Annotated in this window: 22 protein-coding genes and 1 pseudogene; 10 read left to right on the top strand and 13 right to left on the bottom strand. The window is 58.5% G+C overall.

Going from position 1 to position 18,955, the window contains the following annotated elements:
• Positions 1 to 33: 33 nt before the first annotated feature.
• The gene (locus F6X42_RS18855; protein ID WP_187635666.1) at positions 34 to 741 is read left to right on the top strand and encodes a GntR family transcriptional regulator; all 708 of its coding nucleotides are present in this window, start codon (positions 34 to 36) and stop codon (positions 739 to 741) included.
• Between the two features lie 43 nt (positions 742 to 784).
• Here F6X42_RS18855 and F6X42_RS18850 read toward each other — a convergent pair whose 3' ends face one another.
• A complete protein-coding gene (locus tag F6X42_RS18850; RefSeq protein ID WP_187635665.1) occupies positions 785 to 2,197 on the bottom strand; it encodes an aminotransferase-like domain-containing protein in 1,413 nt (470 codons plus the stop codon).
• Positions 2,198 to 2,312: 115 nt separating this feature from the next.
• Here F6X42_RS18850 and aptA point away from each other — a divergent pair, with 115 nt between their 5' ends.
• From aptA to F6X42_RS18835, 3 genes are all read left to right on the top strand, one after another.
• Positions 2,313 to 3,641 carry an omega-aminotransferase AptA gene (gene aptA, locus F6X42_RS18845; protein ID WP_187635664.1) on the top strand — a complete coding sequence of 443 codons (1,329 nt, stop codon included), beginning with the start codon at positions 2,313 to 2,315 and terminating at the stop codon, positions 3,639 to 3,641.
• Positions 3,642 to 3,689: 48 nt separating this feature from the next.
• On the top strand, positions 3,690 to 5,213 hold the full coding sequence (locus F6X42_RS18840) for a CoA-acylating methylmalonate-semialdehyde dehydrogenase (RefSeq protein WP_187635663.1): 1,524 nt from the start codon (positions 3,690 to 3,692) through the stop codon (positions 5,211 to 5,213).
• Positions 5,214 to 5,357: 144 nt separating this feature from the next.
• Entirely contained in the window at positions 5,358 to 6,509 is a 1,152-nt protein-coding gene (locus tag F6X42_RS18835; protein WP_187635662.1) for a branched-chain amino acid ABC transporter substrate-binding protein, read from the top strand.
• Positions 6,510 to 6,699: 190 nt separating this feature from the next.
• On the opposite strand, the gene F6X42_RS18830 is transcribed toward F6X42_RS18835, so the two are convergent.
• The 5 genes from F6X42_RS18830 to F6X42_RS18810 form a co-directional block, all read right to left on the bottom strand.
• Positions 6,700 to 7,542: a tetratricopeptide repeat protein gene (locus F6X42_RS18830; protein WP_187635661.1), complete on the bottom strand. Its 843-nt coding sequence runs from the start codon at positions 7,540 to 7,542 to the stop codon at positions 6,700 to 6,702.
• Positions 7,539 to 8,480 (bottom strand): non-homologous end joining protein Ku, encoded by a 942-nt coding sequence (gene ku, locus F6X42_RS18825; RefSeq protein WP_187635660.1) that lies wholly within the window; start codon positions 8,478 to 8,480, stop codon positions 7,539 to 7,541. The genes F6X42_RS18830 and ku overlap by 4 nt, the downstream gene beginning before the upstream one ends.
• A gap of 19 nt (positions 8,481 to 8,499) precedes the next feature.
• Positions 8,500 to 8,664 carry a DUF2934 domain-containing protein gene (locus tag F6X42_RS18820; protein ID WP_187635659.1) on the bottom strand — a complete coding sequence of 55 codons (165 nt, stop codon included), beginning with the start codon at positions 8,662 to 8,664 and terminating at the stop codon, positions 8,500 to 8,502.
• A 503-nt stretch (positions 8,665 to 9,167) separates the two neighbouring features.
• Positions 9,168 to 9,392 (bottom strand): dodecin family protein, encoded by a 225-nt coding sequence (locus F6X42_RS18815; RefSeq protein WP_018419043.1) that lies wholly within the window; start codon positions 9,390 to 9,392, stop codon positions 9,168 to 9,170.
• Between the two features lie 497 nt (positions 9,393 to 9,889).
• Entirely contained in the window at positions 9,890 to 10,576 is a 687-nt protein-coding gene (locus tag F6X42_RS18810; protein ID WP_187635658.1) for a Uma2 family endonuclease, read from the bottom strand.
• Positions 10,577 to 11,115: 539 nt separating this feature from the next.
• On the opposite strand from F6X42_RS18810, the gene F6X42_RS18805 reads away from it, so the two are divergent.
• Both F6X42_RS18805 and hfq (F6X42_RS18800) read left to right on the top strand, forming a co-directional pair.
• Entirely contained in the window at positions 11,116 to 11,325 is a 210-nt protein-coding gene (locus F6X42_RS18805; RefSeq protein ID WP_187635657.1) for a hypothetical protein, read from the top strand.
• 76 nt (positions 11,326 to 11,401) lie between these two features.
• Complete coding sequence (gene hfq / locus F6X42_RS18800) at positions 11,402 to 11,665, top strand: RNA chaperone Hfq (protein ID WP_187635656.1); 264 nt, start codon at positions 11,402 to 11,404, stop codon at positions 11,663 to 11,665.
• Between the two features lie 343 nt (positions 11,666 to 12,008).
• Here hfq (F6X42_RS18800) and F6X42_RS18795 read toward each other — a convergent pair whose 3' ends face one another.
• From F6X42_RS18795 to phaP, 6 genes are all read right to left on the bottom strand, one after another.
• The gene (locus F6X42_RS18795) at positions 12,009 to 12,401 is read right to left on the bottom strand and encodes a hypothetical protein (protein ID WP_246530137.1); all 393 of its coding nucleotides are present in this window, start codon (positions 12,399 to 12,401) and stop codon (positions 12,009 to 12,011) included.
• A 29-nt stretch (positions 12,402 to 12,430) separates the two neighbouring features.
• Positions 12,431 to 12,634 carry a cold-shock protein gene (locus F6X42_RS18790; RefSeq protein ID WP_187635655.1) on the bottom strand — a complete coding sequence of 68 codons (204 nt, stop codon included), beginning with the start codon at positions 12,632 to 12,634 and terminating at the stop codon, positions 12,431 to 12,433.
• Positions 12,635 to 13,446: 812 nt separating this feature from the next.
• On the bottom strand, positions 13,447 to 13,824 hold the full coding sequence (locus F6X42_RS18785) for a response regulator (RefSeq protein ID WP_187635654.1): 378 nt from the start codon (positions 13,822 to 13,824) through the stop codon (positions 13,447 to 13,449).
• 828 nt (positions 13,825 to 14,652) lie between these two features.
• The gene (locus F6X42_RS45595) at positions 14,653 to 14,778 is read right to left on the bottom strand and encodes a hypothetical protein (protein ID WP_312892796.1); all 126 of its coding nucleotides are present in this window, start codon (positions 14,776 to 14,778) and stop codon (positions 14,653 to 14,655) included.
• A gap of 95 nt (positions 14,779 to 14,873) precedes the next feature.
• Positions 14,874 to 15,113 (bottom strand): DUF2442 domain-containing protein, encoded by a 240-nt coding sequence (locus F6X42_RS18775; RefSeq protein ID WP_187635653.1) that lies wholly within the window; start codon positions 15,111 to 15,113, stop codon positions 14,874 to 14,876.
• Positions 15,114 to 15,512: 399 nt separating this feature from the next.
• Positions 15,513 to 16,094, bottom strand: a complete 582-nt coding sequence (gene phaP, locus F6X42_RS18770; RefSeq protein WP_187635652.1) for a TIGR01841 family phasin — start codon at positions 16,092 to 16,094, stop codon at positions 15,513 to 15,515.
• An 822-nt stretch (positions 16,095 to 16,916) separates the two neighbouring features.
• Here phaP and F6X42_RS18765 point away from each other — a divergent pair.
• Complete coding sequence (locus tag F6X42_RS18765; RefSeq protein WP_187635651.1) at positions 16,917 to 17,180, top strand: helix-turn-helix domain-containing protein; 264 nt, start codon at positions 16,917 to 16,919, stop codon at positions 17,178 to 17,180.
• A gap of 23 nt (positions 17,181 to 17,203) precedes the next feature.
• On the opposite strand, the gene hfq (F6X42_RS18760) is transcribed toward F6X42_RS18765, so the two are convergent.
• Positions 17,204 to 17,485 carry an RNA chaperone Hfq gene (gene hfq, locus F6X42_RS18760; RefSeq protein ID WP_187635683.1) on the bottom strand — a complete coding sequence of 94 codons (282 nt, stop codon included), beginning with the start codon at positions 17,483 to 17,485 and terminating at the stop codon, positions 17,204 to 17,206.
• 80 nt (positions 17,486 to 17,565) lie between these two features.
• On the opposite strand from hfq (F6X42_RS18760), the pseudogene F6X42_RS44075 reads away from it, so the two are divergent.
• The 3 genes and pseudogenes from F6X42_RS44075 to F6X42_RS18745 all read left to right on the top strand — a co-directional run.
• Positions 17,566 to 17,765, top strand: a pseudogene (locus tag F6X42_RS44075) (cold-shock protein); the annotation flags it as partial.
• 301 nt (positions 17,766 to 18,066) lie between these two features.
• A complete protein-coding gene (locus F6X42_RS18750; RefSeq protein ID WP_187635650.1) occupies positions 18,067 to 18,246 on the top strand; it encodes a DUF2934 domain-containing protein in 180 nt (59 codons plus the stop codon).
• 399 nt (positions 18,247 to 18,645) lie between these two features.
• Positions 18,646 to 18,954: a hypothetical protein gene (locus F6X42_RS18745; protein WP_187635649.1), complete on the top strand. Its 309-nt coding sequence runs from the start codon at positions 18,646 to 18,648 to the stop codon at positions 18,952 to 18,954.
• Position 18,955 lies beyond the last annotated feature (1 nt).

Raw genomic sequence — 18,955 nt, 5'->3', positions numbered from 1 at the left:
TCTTTCCGGGCTTACGATGACAGCGGTGGAACCATGAGCAAGACGACGACGGAGACAGAGGCAGGCGGCCGCCGCCACGGCGGACGGTATATCTACGAGGAACTGCGCAAGCAGATTCTGACGCTACAACTCAAGCCAGGCTCGCCGCTCGACGAGGTGTCGCTCGCCGCACAGTTTGGCCTTTCCCGTTCGCCCGTTCGCGACGCGCTCGCCCGCCTTATCAGCGAGGGTCTCGTTACGATTCTTCCGAACCGGACGACGCTCGTCACGCCCTTCGAAATTGAAGAATTCCCGAAGTACATCTCCGCTCTTGACCTTATTCAACGGGCAGTGACCCGTCTGGCAGCGCTGCACCGCACGCAGGCGGACCTTGTGCGAATCCGTAAGGCGGATGACGAGTATATGCAAGCGGTTGAGAGCGGCGACTATCAGTCAATGACCGAGACGAACAAGGCGTTGCACGTTGCCATAGCACATGCAGCGAATAATCCCTACTTCATCGGGTACTACGAGCGGCTGCTTGGTGAAGGACAGCGGCTCTCACACCTTCACTTTGATTTCACTGTCACATCACCGACGGCGACGAAGCTAGGACGGGACCACGCCGACCTTATCGACGCGATTGAGCGCAAGGATGCCAATACGGCAGAAAAACTCGCGCATGAACACACGATGTTGTTCCAGCAGCGGTTCCTGGACTACATGCGTCAGAATATGACCGAATCGATGGCGGTTTCTTAATGGCTCACGGTGGGTCACCGAGACCTCGGTGCCCGCTCCTCCTTCAGGTCCGGCTGCGTCTCAGTTTCCGGAGGAACGTCCACAGTTCCGGTATATCGGATGTTGCGGCATTAAACCTGAACCACTCCGAAGCGTGTTCGCTCGGCCGGAAGTAGGAACCAGGCGCCAACCAGATTCCCTTGCTCAAGGCATCGTTTGTAATGGCGATGCTGTCTTCCGGCTGAATGGGCAGCTTTGCCCACAGGAACAGCCCTGCATTCGGTGTATGAAAAATCTCCAGGCCGGCCTCGGACATGGACTGAGTCACCTTCGCGTGGGCGTTGAACAGTCGTTCGCGTATGTGCGCAATGTGTCGGTCATAGTGTCCGTCAATGAGCACGCTCGCCACGGCGCGCTCCGTGACTTCAGATGAGGTCAGGCCAACGGCCATCTTCGTGAGAGCAAAACGTGACAACAACTCGCGCTTCGCAGCGATGTAGCCAACGCGCATCGCTGGTGTGATGGTCTTCGAGAATCCCGAGAGATAGATGACGCGCTGAAGCCCCTCCATTGCGGCCAGACACGGCATCCCGGGAGGAGCGAGTTCTCGGGAGATGTCGTCCTCCACAACGTACATGCCTTCCCTGTCCGCAATCTGCAGCAGGCGGAATGCCGACGAAGCGCTGAGCGATGTACCGGACGGGTTCTGCAGCACCGTATTGACGAACATGACTTTCGGACGATGCGTCTTCACGACTTCTTCGAACTGCGCGGTGTCGATGCCATCAGGCGTGCGCGCAACGCTGACGACGTTCACGAACGCTACTTTGAGGATTTCGAGCAAATTGCAGTAGCACGGGTCTTCGACAACGACCGTGTCGCCAGGCCTGAGCAACGTGCGGACAACAAGGTCCAGCGCCTGGGTCACTCCCTGCGTAAGCAGGACATCGTCGCTGCCAACGGGAAGTGAGTATCTGCGCAGTGAGCTCGCCACGTGCTCGCGCAAAGTCGAAAGGCCGTATGGGTGGCCATACCCGCCGATGCGCGACCCAGGTACCCGGCTGACAACGCGCAGAGCGTGTTGCACGCCGCTCTCGTTTATCCAGTCGTTTGGTATCCAGCCACAGCCCGCTTTGATGGGTACTGTCTTGTCGGCGAACACATCGGAAAGTAGCCACGCTCTATTAAGACTCGGCGCACTGAATGACGGTGCCGCGGGCGCTTTGGCTGCGGGCGTCGCGACGCGATAGCCTGCTCCCGCGCGTGCCACTACGAGCCCCAGCGAAACGAGCCGTTGATAGGCTTCAGATACCGTGTATGTGCTGAGGTTGTGAGTCTTCGCAAGGCCTCGGACGGAGGGCAACGTCGTGCCAGCCGGGTATGTTCCCTGCCTCAGTTCCTGCTCGATTGACGACACAATCTGGTCGACCAATGTGCCTTCGTTCTTGCGCGAGCGTGACAGGTTCAGCTTGAACATTTCCAATACAGTTCGGAGAAGAAAATCAGCACGGTCTGACTGCTGGTTGCAGGCTGTCCAGTGATTGTAGCCGGCAAACTCGTTAAAGTTGACTTCACATTCCCGGAGTCAACATATGAGCTCGAATCAAATCAATCTGAACATGTCGAACTTCTGGATGCCTTTCACGGCAAACCGTCAGTTCAAGGCAGCACCTCGACTGTTCAAGTCTGCCAAAGGCATGCACTACACGACGGTGGACAACCGCGCCGTGCTCGATGCGACGGCGGGTCTTTGGTGTGTGAACGCGGGCCATGGTCGCTCAGAAATCACACAGGCGGTGAGCCAGCAGCTCGAAACGATGGACTACGCGCCGACGTTTCAGTTGGGCCATCCGCTTGCGTTCGAAGCAGCCACCAAGGTCGCCGATTTCATGCCGGCAGGTCTCGACCGCATCTTCTTCACCAATTCCGGTTCCGAGTCTGTCGACACGGCGCTGAAAATGGCGCTCGCCTATCACCGTGCTCGCGGCGAAGGGCAACGGACTCGCTTCATCGGGCGCGAACGTGGCTATCACGGTGTCGGCTTCGGCGGTATTTCCGTCGGCGGCATCCTACCCAACCGCAAGATGTTCTCCGGCAATCTGATGCCGCATGTGGACCATCTCGCACACACGCATAACCTCGCAGAGTCGGCGTTCACGCGAGGCCAGCCGACTTGGGGTGCGCATTTGGCCGACGAACTCGAACGACTCGTCACGCTGCACGATGCCTCGACCATCGCCGCCGTCATCGTCGAACCGCTCGCCGGTTCCACGGGTGTGCTGGTACCGCCGAAGGGCTACCTCCAGCGCCTGCGCGAACTGTGCACAAAGCACGGCATCCTGCTGATTTTCGATGAAGTGATTACTGCATTCGGTCGCCTTGGCGCGCCTACCGCAAGTGAGTATTTCAACGTCGTGCCGGACATTATCACGATGGCCAAAGCTATCAACAACGCGGCAATCCCGATGGGTGCGGTGGCTGCTAGCCGCACCGTACACGACACGGTTGTGAACGCTGGAGCCGAGAACGCTATCGAGTTCTTTCACGGCTACACCTACACGGCGCACCCGGCGGCGACGGCGGCGGCCGTCGCCACGCTCGACATCTATAAGCGCGACCGACTGTTCGAACGTGCGAAAGAGCTGTCTGGCGTTTTCGAGGACGCGGCACATGAGCTCCAGAACTCACGGCATGTGAAGGACATTCGCAATCTGGGTCTGGTTGCGGGTATCGAACTCGAATCGCGTCCCGGCGCCGTCGGCGCCCGCGCATACGAGGTCTTCCTCAAGTGTTTCGAGGCGGGTGTTCTGGTCCGTTACACGGGTGACATCCTGGCCTTCTCGCCGCCGCTCATCGTGAACGAGCAGCAGATTGACCAGATTTTCTCGACGGTGCGTGACGCCTTGCGCGACGTGGCCTGACCTTAATCGCCCAGCCGAGATGGCCGGGCACGAATCCGGAGTTCTGAAATGAATGTTGCAAGCGAGAAGGCGAGTCTTTCGGTGAAGCAGGTCAGCCACTTCATCAACGGTCAGGTGGTTGCACCGTCGAGCGACCGATTCAAGGACGTTTTCAACCCCGCGACTGGCGACGTAGCGGGCTCTGTCGCACTTGCCTCGGTCGAGGAAGTCAACCGGGCGGTGGAAGCTGCGAACGCGGCGTTCCCGAACTGGAGCGAGATGGCGCCGCTCAAGCGCGCACGAATCTTGTTCAAGTTCAAGGAGCTGCTGAACAAGCATCACGACGAACTGGCGATGCTCATCACGCGCGAGCATGGAAAGGTCTTCACTGACGCGCAGGGCGAAGTCATTCGCGGCATCGAAGTCGTCGAATTCGCTTGCGGCATTCCGAACCTGCTGAAGACGGACTTCACGGACCAGATTGGCGGCGGCATCGACAACTGGAATCTGCGTCAACCGCTGGGTGTCGTGGCAGGCATCACGCCGTTCAACTTCCCGGTGATGGTCCCGATGTGGATGTTCCCGGTCGCCCTCGCGTGCGGGAACACTTTCATCCTGAAACCCTCGGAGCGCGACCCGTCCGCGTCGCTGCGTCTTGCCGAGTTGCTGAAGGAAGCAGGGCTTCCCGACGGTGTCTTCAATGTCGTGAATGGTGACAAGGTTGCGGTCGATGCGCTCATCGAGCATCCCGACGTGGCGGCAATCTCCTTCGTCGGCTCGACGCCGATTGCGGAGTACATTCACACGGAAGCTTCGAAGCGTGGCAAGCGGGTGCAGGCGCTCGGTGGCGCCAAGAATCACCTGGTCGTCATGCCCGACGCCGACCTCGACCAGGCGGTCGATGCTCTGATTGGCGCGGCCTACGGTTCGGCTGGCGAGCGCTGCATGGCCATCTCGGTGGCAGTTGCAGTCGGCAACACGGGCGACCAGCTCATCGAGAAACTTGGTCCCCGTGTGAAATCTCTTGTCATCAAGAACGGCGAAAATCTCGATGCCGAGATGGGGCCGCTCGTCACGGTGGAACACAAGGCGAAGGTCTCCGGCTACATCGAGTCCGGCGAGGCCGAAGGTGCCAAGCTCATCGTTGACGGCCGGGACCATCCGGTCTCCTCGGAAAACGGCTTCTTCATCGGCGGCACGCTGTTTGACGACGTGCGAACAGATATGAAAATCTACAAGGAAGAGATTTTCGGCCCTGTCCTCGCTGTCGTCCGTGTGCCGGACTTCGCCAGCGCGGTGAAGCTGATTAACGCCCACGAGTTCGGCAATGGCGTTTCTCTGTACACGTCAGATGGCGGAGTAGCTCGGGCTTTCGCGCGCCAGATTCAAGTCGGCATGGTCGGCGTGAACGTGCCGATTCCTGTTCCGATGGCATGGCACTCCTTCGGCGGCTGGAAGCGTTCGCTCTTCGGCGACCATCACGCTTATGGCGAAGAAGGGATTCGCTTCTACACGCGATATAAGAGCGTCATGCAGCGGTGGCCTGACAGCATCGGTAAAGGTGCCGAGTTTGCAATGCCGGTTGCAAAGTAGGAGAGTCGCTTAGGCGCTTCGCCATCTGCGCTGTCTGTCCAACGGTAATTCACGCGGGCCGGGCGGTGCAGATGAAAACCTTTCGAGCGGCTGCTCGTTGCCTGGCCGATTCGCTTTAGAAAACTTTGTCCACCTGGAGGATTGATGCTCCGTCGAATCGTGATGACGCTCACTCTTCTATCCATGTGCGTCGCCCTCGCGCATCGAGCGCGAGCCGAGGACGTAAAAATCGTCAAGATTGGCGTTGTCGCGCCTTTGTCCGGGTTTTCGGCTTCATACGGTAAGGACGAGGAGAATGCTGCACGACTTGCCTTCGAAGAAGCGAATGCCCAAGGTCTCGTGATTGGAGGTCAGAAGATTCGATTTGAGGTTGACGGCCAGGATGACGCTGGCGACCCCAAAACGGCTGTGCTCGTCGCGCAGCGTTTCGTGGACGAAGGTGTTAGCGGGGTCATCGGTCACCACAACTCAGGATGCTCTATCGCCGCTTCGGCGGTGTATCGCAGGGCTGGCATTCCGCAGATTTCTCCGGCCTCGAGCTCCCCGTCGTACACGGCGCAAGGCTTCGAAACTACTTTCCGAACAATCAGCAACGACGACCAGATGGCCGTTCTTGCGGCTAATTATTCGGTGAGGCAACTGGGAGCAAAGCGCGTGGCGGTGATTGACGACAGCACCGACTATGGAACCAATCTCGCCACCGAGTATGTGAAGGCCGTCCAGAATGCGGGAGCGAAACTGGCCTCATGGCAATACACAACGACCAAGTCTATAGACTTCCGAGCCGTCTTGACCACAATCAAAGGGCTCAACCCTGACCTGATTTTCTATGTGGGCCAGGACATCCAGGCCGCCGGTGTGGCCAAGCAGATTCACCAGCTTGGAATTAAAGCCAAATACATGGGGGAAGGCGGCTTCACGAATGACACTTTCCTCCATCTGGTCGGACAGAGTGGACAAGGCATGTATAGCTGGGAGTACGGGGCGCCGCTTGGCCGGATGCCGCGTGCCGCAGAGCTAGACGCGACGATGAAGGCGCGGTTTGGAACGGGTATTGTGCAGTTCGCCCCGCTCGCTTATGACGCGGCTTGGGCGATGATGAACGCCATGAAGAAGGCTGACTCGACGGACCCGAGGACGTACCTGAGTTCACTGCACGCGATTTCATTCGATGGCGTAACAGGGACCATTGCCTTCAATGAGCAGGGGGACCTGAAAACAGCATCGGCAACGCTCTACCAACAACAAAATGGGAAGTGGGTGGTGCTGGGAGTCGAACAGACCTCCCCAAAGTAGGAGCTTTTTCCCGAAAGTCGACTTACTCACGTTAGATGACGTGTCCCGGTGGCAACTCCACTCCAGCGACGGTGTCTCCCAAGCCCGGCGGTTATCCTGATGCTCGACTTGTCGCACCGCAGACGGCTGCTGCGGCGTCATCAGGCTATGGTCACACAGCGAAGACCATGTACCCTTCGGTAGGCCGAGTTCAGCCAACCAGCCGGCGGTAAGCACTAAGGTGCCGAACGAGACCTTGTTTGTCACCACGAATCTCGCTCAGCCGGGCGAGGTTGAAGTGAGCATCGGCATGCGTCGGGTCAAGTTCTATGCATCGCTGATAGGCCGTCGCTGCAGCGTCGTAACGTTTCAACTCTTCGAGAACGACCGCGCGGTTGAAGTGCAGTAACGCGTCATCCGGGAAGTGCTCTAACGCCCCATCAAAAACGGACAATGCCTCATCGCAGTGCGTTTCTGCCTCGCACAGTAATACGCCCAGATTGATATATGCATGGTAGTGCGGCGATGGCGCGAGCTGCAGCACTTTCCGGTACGCCTGCTCCGCGCCAATTGCATCGGTTCCGGTGAGTTGTTCGGCAAGTGCGAACCATTCCTCCGCCTGCTGTTCCCGATTCGCCCGGTTTCGCGGTGCCGCGTCGAGGAACGCGACATCACCTCGAATAGGCGCCACCTCGAAGTCGAGCAGATGCTGGCCCGAGGCAACGTCCCATTGGGCCTGTCCTGACCTGACAGCCACCGTCTCGCCTACCGATGTGATTCGAATTCCAGACAGTGGAAGCTCGTCAGGAAGTTCGGCTTTCAGCTTCGCAAGCGCCCTCAGAATCTTCCGTGTTGAGACTTTGGCTGATTGCAACTGAAACGCTGTGCGCAGGACCACGACATCCTGAAACGAGAACCGGAGTTCGTTGCGCCGGCCGCGCGAGGGATGGACGAAGCCCGCGTCTATCAGTCCGGCCAGAACTCTGCGCGAGACGCCCAGCAGCGACTGGAGGCTTCGCAACGAATAGTCGTATGACAGATTTCGTCTGTTCACTTGCGAGCTCGAACCTTTGCCGGCGGTGCTTCTTTGACGTCGACTCTCGGAGCGGCTCGTTTGACAGGGCGCCGAGGTTTGGCTGATAGCGCTTCGACGTCATCGACGGGAGCCTTCTTCGGAGCGGCCGCTTTTGCGGCCGTTTTGGCAGGAGGGGCCCGTTTCGCCTTGCTGGCGCTAAGACTTGCACGCAGTGCTTCCATCAAGTCAATCACCTGGCCGCCAGATTCCTCAACTGGCGCCTCCGGCGACACAATCTGTTTGCCTGCGATTTTCCGGTCGATGGCTTCGAGAATCCGCTTCTTTTCTTCGTCTTCGTACGCAGTCGGGTCATATGCGTCTTCTGATACCTGGTCGATGATTTGAAGCGCGAGCTTCAACTCCGTATCACTGACAGTGACCGGCTCAATATGCAAATCGCTCAGCGCGCGCACTTCATCGGCAAACAACAGTTGCTGGAAGACCATCCCGTCTTCAGCCGGCCTTATCTGAACGACTCGGGTCTTTCCCTTGTACGACCATTTTGCCAGCGCGCAACGTTCGCTCTCTCGCATGGCCTGTTGCAGCAGACTATAGGGTTTGCCGCCGCGTTTGTCGGGAGCGATGAAATACGCCTTATCGTAGTAGAGCGGGTCCACCGACTTTTCTGGGACGAACGAGACGATTTCTACAACATGCGTAGCACCCTCTTCAAGCGCCTTCAGCTCGTCCGCAGCGAAGACGACGAACTGCCCCTTTTCAAACTCGTATCCCTTTTTCATATCCGCGCGTGCGACGACCGCGCCAGTGGCCTCCGATATGTACTGCTGCTTTACCCGACCGCCTTCTGGCGTCAGGAGATTGAAGCCTACCCCTGAGGCACTCTCGGTGGCCGAATACAGTTTGACCGGAATGGAAACCAGCCAGGCGCGTGAGGACCCTTGCTCTGGCGCCCGCATTGCCTTTGGCGCGCGCCGCTCAGGCTACTGTGTCGCCCTCAGATGCTGCCGGTGACTGGTCCGCACCCAACTGCTGTCGAGCCTTCTCCCAGTACTCGTCCGCGCGTCCTTCGGGAGAGCCGTCCTTCTCCCACAGATAGAAAGCAAGTGTTCGGATTTGTTCTTCAGTGACTGGCACGTCCATCTCAACCTCCTTAAAGAAAGTGGCCCGGGCGGGCAGGCTAATTACGGCTAGTCGATGGTAGCAAGGCGCCTGCTTGATGTCGCTGGTCGTCGGCGACTCACCGTCTCAGTCTGGCACGGACCGTGGTTGCCCGAACGCTCTTCGCACGTGCGAGTGGCTGTAGCGCTGCAGGCGCCAATGTAAAAAATACTCCTGCCCCATCGGCCAGCGGCGGTTTGACCGTAGCGCGACAGTAGCCGGGCCCGGATGGACTGCGCTCTCTGCGATGCGACGAACGTGGTCGAATTTACGTGCGTTGAAGGCGAGCGCGTCCCGCCAGCTCGCAGCGACAAGGGGCGCAGGACGGACCGAAGCCCGCTGCGACGCAGTCATACCGCCCGGCTGAACTGCACACTAGCGTGAGCATTCTGGGAGTTGCGCCGTCCGCAACTGCCGTACAAGCTCGATGCCGCAAACTTGCAGTGTCGGAAGCCTCTTCTCTGCCGTGGTTCGGGGTCGCCGTTTCATGCTTCGTACTTGAACGACAAAGATACTCGCGCCCGGTATTCAACGACCTTGCCGCTATCGACCCTCATGTCGAGCTTGCAGACTTCGGCGACTCGCAAATCACGCAGCGAGTTCGCTGCAATTTCCACAGCATTTTTCGCCGCATCCTCCCAGGAGGTTGGGCTGGTGCCGATAATTTCCGTGACGCTGTAGACGCTGGATTCGGTGTCTTGCTTGGCCATGATTCTCGCTCCTCTGGGTTAGGAGGCACGGTTTCCGCACCTCAATGATTTCATCATAGGCCGGCCTGCGTGCCACGCGTCGCTTGAAGTAGCAACGCGCGTTGCCATAGTCCCGCCAGGATGCGGGCCAATTTCCAATGGGGAAGCCATGTTCGATTGCACAGCGAAACGCCGACACGCTGGCGGCCAGGCGCCAACGAGACGTTCATCGATTCCACATTAGCTTTTGCAGAAGCGGAGTAGATTGGGGGCACCACGCCGAGCCGTTGTCGAGCAGATTATGAATCGCCTTTATCAACCGGCCCATAGGGGCGGGCTTCAGCAACAATACGTCCCATAGCGGCCCGTCACGAGCAAGAAATGCGGATGGACGCCGCAGCGGTTGGAGTTGACCATGGCTGCAAAGCGCAAGTCCGCATCGAGGAACGACAGCTCTGCGCCCGCGTGGTTGCCACACGTACCCCGGCCCGACATCAGGATGAGTCGACGCACACGGATTATGACTGCGCCGATGTCGCGCGATTCAGCAGCGGCGCAGGGTTGGCCTGCTTGGCCTCCCACTGCACCAAGTCATGGCTGACATCTCGAGCCGAGGTCATTTCCGCAACTCGATGGTGTATATCGTCGCAGACCTGGCTGCCGCTGGTGCTGACCGACGCACTGACCTGGCAATAGAGGGGCTCGACCGAGAGTCCTATCGCGAACGCGGAAGCCTGGCGTCGGCCCTCGGCTCCCCAAAATTCAAGTCCCCCATTCTGTCTGACCACAATCACCTCCTTCGCGCCGCCTTCCAGATACGACCCGACCCTACGGTCCATCTCGCGCTGCCGGTCGCTATCGAGCAGCACTTCTACGCAAAGGTCGGGTACAAACGGCACGGGGGTGTCCCCATCAAGACCTTCCCATTTTTCGGGCGCCATCCATACCACGTCCGGGACCCTGATACCAAACGACGGCGTCACCACGGGCACTGCCATGGCGGCCAGATGACCCATCTGTTCGGCCAGCTGACAGTAAATGTCGGTGAAGGCCAGCTGGCGCGTCCCCGATGGGCAACCATTCGCCACCACCTCGCCGAACCCGTTCAACTCGTACCGGTCGCGCATGGCATGTTGCGCGGTCGCGACAAGGCGATGCCATGCGGCAAGCAGTCCGTTGCGGTCCAGCAGGATGGGCGTGGCCATGGATGTCTCGCAGGCAATTGTTTAAGCGTATACCCTCTCCCTGTGGTTTAACAACATGTAACACTTCTTTCGTGCTGTGCAGTGCACAATTACAGCTCGGCCAGCAGCCGTTATCGAGGGTCGGCAGCCGTACACTGCGGGCTGTCAGTTTCCTTGTTCCTGGAGGCCTTGCCGTCTAGTATTCAAGTAGTTTCTCAGGTTCGCTGTGCGGTGCGGCAGGAGGAAGCCGATGAGAGCCAGGACACGACGTGCTGAAAGGACATTGGGTGGCGTCAACCGCGCCCGCACCTGCGCGGTGCTGAGGGCGGTCGCGACCCGGAATACAATGCGCCTGGCAGCAACGGAAGGCACCACCGAGGCCGCCTTGCCACACGACGTCCAGCACCGCGAGTCACATGAGCCGTCATCGGAGATTCGTGTCCGTCGGAGGCCGAAGCGGGTGCTTAACTGAACTGGGACGCCCGCAAGTTGGCGGGACCGGGCAGCGCCTTGGGCGCAGTCAGTTTAGGGTTGCGCTCTGCGCGCTGAGGAGTTCCGATATGAAACTTGACGCCGCCACTTTCCGGCAACTGCGTCGCCTGGCTCCCGTCCTCGACGACGTCCTTAACGCAGGCGAGGTCGAGTATGCAGACCAGGCTGTGAATCTCACTGCATTGGCAACCCTGTGCTCACAATTGTTCGACGCATACCGCCACCTGCATCCGGACGATACGGAGCAGGCATGCCTCGATGCCCTCGAGTCGCGGTAACACACTTCCGCTCGACTGGCTCGCGGCTTCAGGTATCGTCCGTACAATCAAAGGACCTATCGCTCTGACCCAGAACATGACCGCACGCCCATGCGTACAGGACGATTTTCTGCAGACGCTCGCAAAGGACAAGACCACCGTAAACGTGTTCCTCGTGAACGGTATCAGACTGGGTGGCCAACTGGCCGGCTTTGACCAGTTTGCAGTGCTGCTGGAGTCTGACGCAGGCGTGCAACTTGTCTACAAACATGCCATTTCGACCGTGATGCCGGTTAATGGCAGGGCCCCGGCACGCGGTTCCGGCGCGGCGGTGAATCGGGACAAGCCGAACAACTTGTGAGTTCGCGTCCGATGAGAGCTGTCATGACATGCTGTGGTCTACGCCTGGCCTGCGCATAGCCAGGCGACGTCCACGTCGGGAAGGTCAGACAGGCGCGCACAATCCGTACTCTTCGGAACGATAACTCCGGCGCGCCAAAGGGTCACGTCGCGTTCCGGTACGCCGACCGACCTGGCCACCCGACTGGAAGTAACCTTTGCGCGCTTGATGGTCATGTCCAGCCGTGCAGCGAAGGCTCGCCTGGAACAATGGCGCCGCTAGCTGCGAAGTCGCATCACCGTTCCGTTGCCGTATTCACGGACGCTATCCGTCTCCCGCGACAACAGAGGCACGCCAGCGTCATTCACTCGTTAAAGAGGTCGCGGCACGGCCCGTCATATCGAACGTCGAGCGATGACTCGTCCTTGAAAACGAGTCGCTTTACAACTCCGGAATCCTGGACTTTTTGAACGGCGTCCCGTTTCACGAAGACGCCTGGACGTTCATCGGGCAGAACCAGCTGCATCAGCGGACCGTACTTCTGCATGGCGTGGAAGAAGCTGGACTCCAATGAAGGTTCTCTCACACCCAGCCAGTAAACCAGGGCTGCGCCAGGATTTCGGGCGTCGCGTGCGAGAAAGCGCAACGTCTTGCGGGTACCCTGGTAGGACGAGGGTTCGATATGCGGCACATCGCACATGCCGGTCTCCAGCTGGTTGTCCGTACGTTTTGCAAAACGGGCCGCGTAACGTCCCATTCATCGCGACGAGGCAAGCGTCGGGCTTGTTACAGCGGCTTGATGTTGGCAGCCTGCTTGCCCTTCGGCCCCTGCTTCACGTCGAAGCTGACCTTCTGATTCTCCTGCAATGATTTGAAGCCGCTGCCCTGAACCTCAGAGAAGTGGGCGAACAGGTCTTCTCCGCCGTCGTCCGGCGTGATAAAGCCGAAGCCCTTGGCGTCGTTAAACCACTTTACTGTTCCGGTTGCCATATTCATTCCACAAAAGTTTAATGTCGCATTCGCGTTTGCTGGATTTCACAGCGCGCGAATCAGGAGGAAGAGTCTCACCACGCTGACACTGTCTTCGCGAGTCACATCGGTCGTCGATGTGCGCGACCGGCCCAGTACCGGGCTGCGAACTTCAGAACGTACGGGAATCCACGGAGCACAAACTCCCCTGGCCCGCGTTTCCCGCGAACTGCGAATCAGGCGACCGGAGGCTGCCCCGTGCAAAGCCAGTGAACATCGAGATGGAGGACGGCGGCGAGGCGCGTACAAGCGTTCAGCGGCGGCACGGTGATTCCGCGTCGCCAATATTGCACGTCATATTCGCTCACACCCAGCCACTTCGCTGCGCGTGCCGAACTGATGCCGGCGCGTGTCAATGCCCTGTCGAGGCGTGCGGCCAGGGCGCGCGTCAGGCGGTCATTGCCGACACTGCGCTCGAGATGACCGATACTTTGGGTATGTGGATTCATCTTAACTAACGTCCCTCAGATATATTTTTTGCAATTCAACACCGGTTATTTCGGTGCCGGCCGAATCTACGTATTTGTCATGACGGCCTCATGACGCCATGTTGGCTTTTCGCCGGCACGCCGGATGCCACTGTGGTTGGCGTTATAGTTGCGAGAACAACTATTCCTTCGCGTGTGCAGTGGCGCCAACCAATAAATAAATATTCACGTTTGCCGTTGCACATATACGACAAAAGGTCGTCCAGACCATCCGGACGAGCACAACCCTGGCTTGCGTATAGCTCTGCCTTGGGGCAACTGCATCAGACAGCAAGCACTGCCAGCCTAGGCGGCCAGGCGAGCGCTCGCATCACCACAGCCTTGAGCATCTTCAATCACCTGCAAAAGTGCCTCGAGGCAGAACGGCTTCTGCAGACAGACATCGAAAAGCCGCGTGAGTCCGCCATCCTCACTGTCTCCAGTCATGGAGACCATGAAGGGCCGGTCAGCGAAAGGCGTATTGACAATCGACAGTGCGACAGCACTTCCTTTGATTCCGGGCAGGTTCTCGTCCAGCAGGACCAGTTCGAAAGCGCGGCAGCACAGCAGCGAGAGCGCGCTTTCTCCGTCTTCCACCACGGTGGCGCGGTGACCATAGCAGTCAAGCAGGAAAGCCAGACTGTCCGCGACCACCTCATTATCTTCGACGACCAGCACGTCCATTCAATGTCTCCTTGAATGCCAAAAACTCGGGTTAACATTGATTCGTATTATTATATTATCCTAATTGTTCTGGAGGGCTTACGTATGTTAAATGCTTACACCCAACTCCACTAGGCGTTTAGCTTAAAAATACCAGCACGAACGTCCGTGAGTTTGGCGACGGCACTCCCAGAATTATTATGTATGTACGTTGACGCACATCCGTCGCCAGAATTATTTAGCCGCCCCAGTAAAACTGATAACACGCCTTTCACGTCATGGAAACTTCGCGCGACGAACCGTCCGTTTCCGCTGAGAACCGCTATCCTCCGGATTTCCTCGCACCGGCGGACGGTGGGATGCGTTACTAAACGAAAAGTCCTGGTTCAGTATTTCTGGGCCGCCCGACCACGCCGACGACGCGCGGCTTCCGACGGGCGTTCGCTGACGGAAGCAGGCGAGTCGCGGCCTCGCCGGACGGAAGATGCTGAACTGCGCAACACGAGCCTCGTCGTGCTGGACGCCTTGCTGCTTCATTTGTGCACAATCGACGCTACCTTTCTTCTCCCATCCCCGGCGTGAAAGTGATACCGACCAGTAGTCCTTCGGGTGATATGAAAAGACTCACCGTCTGCCCCAAGGCTCTTTCCTGCTCCTGACGGGCATTCGATGTCCTCGCGATTCAAGCTCCGCCGTTGCCTTTTCGACACTATCAACATCAAACTCGAGCCAGGCTTGCGGAGCAGGAATGTCGTCGGGCGAGGAGTCCTTGCCAAAACACGACTGCGCCGCCTGAGAAAGTGGCCACAGGGCAAAACTTTTTGCGCCCTTCAGAGCTTCCGTATGAAGTTAGCTTTCCTCTTTGAAGGGGATGCCGAGGTTCTCGCCGTAGAGCTGGCGGCTTGCCCCCACATCACGAACGGTTGGACCAAAGCCCGCCATGAACAGAATTCCGGTGTTTCCGATTCGTTCCATGGCATCTCCCCAACAAATAATTGAACGTCCGCTCACGCGATGTAAAGCGACACCGCTCCGGTGCCACGCAGGAGCCGCAAAGTCCTTCAAAGGCGCTAGCGACGTGCCGTATCAGACAGAAGGGCAAGCAGCGCAGACACGTTCACATCCTCATCGATCTGAGGCCAGAACAACTGCTGACGGTCCATCGAGATAGCAAATTGTTCGCGCTCAGCTGGCGTTGCTATCTCCAGAACAGGAAACCAGTTCAATGGGAATCGGACAGCCCGACCGTCGGACAGGTCCAGAAGCAAATGCGTGCTGTCGAAACGCACGTCAACTGCCGCACCGCGCATGCTTACCTCCCACGGCGTTGAAGAAAGAACGCACGACGACGCGAGTCAGCACTACCTGAATTGCCGACCGCCTGAAGCTTTGACGTGAAGCAAGGCCCGAAGGGTAAGCAGGCGGCAAAAATCTATCCCAGCTGACACCTCAGCGCGACTCGCTGACATGCACAAGAATGGTCCGCCCCAGTGGACCATTCTTTCTTCAGCTATGTGCCGTGACACGGTCTCCTCGGGTGCGTTGGTCCCGGCGCGAGCCTGGTAACAGACGTCGGCGGACATGACGTGCGCCCGAACGACCGACCAGCGCTCACGGGAACTGGGCTTGTCCGGTAGCGGCCAGGTCGCAGTGTGTGGCCAGCACGTTAGCTCCTTGCCGCGCGACCACGGGTTCAACGTCCCTTCAAATTATTGCTTCGCCGCCTTCGCCGCTTTTGCTGCCTTATCGACTACCTCGTCAGCCGCTTCGGTCACCTCCGATGCGGCTTTTGTTGCGGCGTCCAGGTTACTTTGCGCGACTTCGACTGCCTGCTTCGTGGCCTTTTGCACGCTTTCCTGAGTGGTGTCGGCCAGCGTGATGGCTTGTTTCAGAAATGCGATTGTGGCTTCGGAGCCGACCGGGGCGCTTTGCGCGAAATTCTCGATGAACGATTGAACCTGGCGGCTGACCTCCTGGTACCGCGCATTGACGACCTCTGCCAGCTGCGTTTGCGTGGTCGAGGCAATCTCCGCAACCTGACGTTCGTACTTCAGGACCTTCTCCGCCGAGTGCAGCGCCAGCGCGTCCTGCAGACCGGTAACTTCCTGTCGGTCCTTTTTCGCCAGCCCGTCCTGCTCGCGTTGGTGCCAATCGGCAAGCGTCGTTCTCGCCGTATCCAGATTCAGTCTGACGAGCTTTTCCTCGCCCTCGAGCATTTTGCTGGCCAGCCCGAAAAAGAAGTCAAGATTGGCTTGCTGGGCTGTAACAGCCTGTCCCTGAAAATCACTCATATTCGCCTCCAGAAGATGTATGCCCAACGCCCAGCATGTTCGGCAACGGTGACCAACTGATGAAGCGCGTCGTCTGGAAGCTCCCGGGTCGGCTGCATTTTCGACACCGGCTCCGCAGGCGTATTGGTCTCGGCCGCGAGCCCGTACAACATCCTCCGCGCTGGGCTGCGTAAGGGTGCTCTGCCGACGTCGACAGATGCAGGAGCTGCAAACGACGAAAATTCGATTACAGGACGGTAGCGGTCGGGGCGCCAATTGAATCTGCCTATCTGGGGCACCCTTGAAGAAGGGTGTTTTTTCTGTCGCCGCCACCGGCTGGATGCGTCTGCGCCCTTATTGCGATGGCGCTTTCGCCGGAGACCATCATCGCGTTGTGTGACGAGGTCGTGGAACAGCACGCCGCTCTTTTCCACGCAAGCAGATATTTCGCCAGTGGAACTTCCGGGACCCGCGGGTGACCAAAGCCGGTGATGCACGAACAGGTGCCGACCTTCGAGTAAGTTTTTTCAGACGGACCTACGTCTGTGAGCGTTGTCATTGCGCTGCTACTTCACTTGAAGAAAGCGGCGGAGTGACTTCTGGCCGTGTACGGGGATAGGAAAACGGCATCCGGGTCGATTACACCGGGCATTTAAAACGTTAACGCAGAGCGGGGAAGACGCGCCGCAACGGGCGTTCAGGTGCAGTGAAGTTCACGCGAACGACATGCCAGCCCGGGTGATGGCGTTCGACCGCAAGCATCATCCTCGAAGTCGTGTCACACCTTCGTAGCCTGAAGTACGTAGGTTTGGTCACGATGAGTTACACGGAGCATTGCACGTCATGAATCGTCGTCTGAATCTTGATGCACATCTGCAAGGCACTCTCCAACACAACGGCTCCAGGCGGGCCTTCGCTGCACGACTGGACATGACCATCAAGCGCGCCAAGGTGTCCTCCGGTCGGGTGGCCAGGTCACTCGGCGTATCGGAACACGAGGTGACCCTTTGGCGCGCCGGAGTTACCGTTCCGAAGAGCACGGATTGTGCGCGCCTCTCTGAACTTCTCGACGTGGACGTCGTCTGGCTATGCGCAGGTCAAGCGTAGGCGACAGCATGTCATGGCAGTTCTCATCGGACACGGCCTCGCACGCGCTCCGGCTTGTCGCCACTCACTGGCACCTCGGTCGGGTCACGTGCCTGGCTCCTGCCATTGGCCGGCAGCACGGTCGAAATGGCATGTTTGAAAACAAGTTGCGCACCCGGACCAGACTCGAGCAGAACTACAAACTGGTCAAAGGCGGCCAGTTGACCGCTCAGTCTGATGCCGTTCACGAGGAACACGTTTACGGTGGTCTTGTCGTTCAGGAGCATCTGCAAAAAATCGTCTTGTACGCTTGGGCGTTCGGCCATGTTCGAAGTCACAGCGATAGGTCCTTGGATTGTACCGGCGATACCTGAAGCCGCCAGCCATTTCGATTTTGGACACAATGATGGCAACCGGTACCGTAAAGTGGTTCAATGCTGCGAAGGGTTTGGGTTTCATCACGCCGGATGGCAGCGGTGAAGACCTTTTCGCTCATTTTTCGAAATCAGCGCAGAAGCATTCAAGTCGCTGCAAGAGAATCAGAAGGTCAGTTTCGACGTGAAGATAGGGCCGAAGGGCAAGCAAGCTGCGAATATCAAACCAGTCCAGGAGATAGTCTGTCTCTTTGCCGCCTACGGCGCCGGCGCGTCAAGCATCGTGCGTTCAAGGTGGAGTCGAGCAAGAGCGCCTGTCGAAAAAGCAGAATCCGCCACTCAGCGCGGAGATTGGAAGTCAATGCGAAGCGCGCGGTGGCGTCATCACGCATGACCCGGACGCCAATTGCTTCGACCCGTTCGTCGGCGTGGGTCTGTCTGCTCGCATCGACGCTTTCACCTTCCGCTGTGAAACTGGCACGCGAGCAACTTCACGAGTAGCTGCTCGCGAAAAATCTCTGGAGGATTGAGCAATGGACAACGTTTCGCGGGAAGAGAAGATTCGTGTACGGGCCTACGAACTCTGGGAAAAAGACGGCAGCCCCGACGGTCGCGCCGACGAGTATTGGGAGCAAGCCCGCGCACAGATAGAAGAGGAAGAATCCGAGGCCGACGGGAGCGGAGCCGACCTGAAGGGTCGGCTGCCGCTGTGACGAAAACTGGAATGGCGCTGACGAAGAGCCGCCATAGACCGCGAGCGACCTGCATGCGGAACAGGCCTGGGACTTCGCAGCCACGGACTTGAGCGACCTGGCTACCCAGCTCGGTTGTCCTACCTGGCTATCGGGGCGTACATCGCGTCAGCGACTATGCGAGCTCGCGGGGTAAAAACGTGTTTCATGTGCTGACGCGCGGTGGTCATAGTCTCGATGTCTATCACCGCCATTATCACGACCACAGGCGAGTGTTCCACAGGTATGCAGGAGCCTCGACAAGCAAGCCGGAGGCGGCTTCTTTCAGGCTGGATTACCGCGGTCAGAACCGGTAGTCTGAGAGCGCTGAATGACGCAGTTTGCCTATGCTGGTCCTAACCGACAACGTGGAGCCGACACATGGAAGTGAGCACAGAAACGCTTGTTGACATGCTGCGAGAAGTCGAAGCCGATGACCCGATTGACTACGCGGACCTTCCAGTTGGAGAGCAGGAACTCAGACGCCTCGTTATGACCTCTCTCGTTGAGCGTCATCACCAGGTCGAAGCCGGTATGTCGGTGTCGGACATCCACGCGCTATACCTGCTGAGCACCGCGAAACTGGTTCTTGAAAACACGGTGCTTCACGCGAGGCTGCTCTTGCTGCAGGGACAGCAGATTGACGTGCAGTCGCTCCTGGCTCCATTCACCCTGAAAGGTAAGCCGTAAG

The sequence above is a fragment of the Paraburkholderia podalyriae genome, from assembly GCF_014397785.1.
GTDB lineage: Bacteria > Pseudomonadota > Gammaproteobacteria > Burkholderiales > Burkholderiaceae > Paraburkholderia > Paraburkholderia podalyriae.
Note: the sequence above shows the minus strand (reverse complement) of the source record. Positions and strands in the feature narration are given on the sequence as shown.

Coding starts and splice junctions, on each gene's coding strand:
- F6X42_RS18855 (WP_187635666.1), top strand. CDS start 34: ATGAGCAAGACGACGACGGAGACAGAGGCAGGCGGCCGCCGCCACGGC.
- F6X42_RS18850 (WP_187635665.1), bottom strand. CDS start 2,197: ATGTTCAAGCTGAACCTGTCACGCTCGCGCAAGAACGAAGGCACATTG.
- aptA (WP_187635664.1), top strand. CDS start 2,313: ATGAGCTCGAATCAAATCAATCTGAACATGTCGAACTTCTGGATGCCT.
- F6X42_RS18840 (WP_187635663.1), top strand. CDS start 3,690: ATGAATGTTGCAAGCGAGAAGGCGAGTCTTTCGGTGAAGCAGGTCAGC.
- F6X42_RS18835 (WP_187635662.1), top strand. CDS start 5,358: ATGCTCCGTCGAATCGTGATGACGCTCACTCTTCTATCCATGTGCGTC.
- ku (WP_187635660.1), bottom strand. CDS start 8,480: ATGCGGGCGCCAGAGCAAGGGTCCTCACGCGCCTGGCTGGTTTCCATT.
- F6X42_RS18820 (WP_187635659.1), bottom strand. CDS start 8,664: ATGGACGTGCCAGTCACTGAAGAACAAATCCGAACACTTGCTTTCTAT.
- F6X42_RS18815 (WP_018419043.1), bottom strand. CDS start 9,392: ATGGCCAAGCAAGACACCGAATCCAGCGTCTACAGCGTCACGGAAATT.
- F6X42_RS18810 (WP_187635658.1), bottom strand. CDS start 10,576: ATGGCCACGCCCATCCTGCTGGACCGCAACGGACTGCTTGCCGCATGG.
- F6X42_RS18805 (WP_187635657.1), top strand. CDS start 11,116: ATGAAACTTGACGCCGCCACTTTCCGGCAACTGCGTCGCCTGGCTCCC.
- hfq (WP_187635656.1), top strand. CDS start 11,402: ATGACCGCACGCCCATGCGTACAGGACGATTTTCTGCAGACGCTCGCA.
- F6X42_RS18795 (WP_246530137.1), bottom strand. CDS start 12,401: ATGGGACGTTACGCGGCCCGTTTTGCAAAACGTACGGACAACCAGCTG.
- F6X42_RS18790 (WP_187635655.1), bottom strand. CDS start 12,634: ATGGCAACCGGAACAGTAAAGTGGTTTAACGACGCCAAGGGCTTCGGC.
- F6X42_RS18785 (WP_187635654.1), bottom strand. CDS start 13,824: ATGGACGTGCTGGTCGTCGAAGATAATGAGGTGGTCGCGGACAGTCTG.
- F6X42_RS45595 (WP_312892796.1), bottom strand. CDS start 14,778: ATGGAACGAATCGGAAACACCGGAATTCTGTTCATGGCGGGCTTTGGT.
- F6X42_RS18775 (WP_187635653.1), bottom strand. CDS start 15,113: ATGCGCGGTGCGGCAGTTGACGTGCGTTTCGACAGCACGCATTTGCTT.
- phaP (WP_187635652.1), bottom strand. CDS start 16,094: ATGAGTGATTTTCAGGGACAGGCTGTTACAGCCCAGCAAGCCAATCTT.
- F6X42_RS18765 (WP_187635651.1), top strand. CDS start 16,917: ATGAATCGTCGTCTGAATCTTGATGCACATCTGCAAGGCACTCTCCAA.
- hfq (WP_187635683.1), bottom strand. CDS start 17,485: ATGGCCGAACGCCCAAGCGTACAAGACGATTTTTTGCAGATGCTCCTG.
- F6X42_RS18750 (WP_187635650.1), top strand. CDS start 18,067: ATGGACAACGTTTCGCGGGAAGAGAAGATTCGTGTACGGGCCTACGAA.
- F6X42_RS18745 (WP_187635649.1), top strand. CDS start 18,646: ATGGAAGTGAGCACAGAAACGCTTGTTGACATGCTGCGAGAAGTCGAA.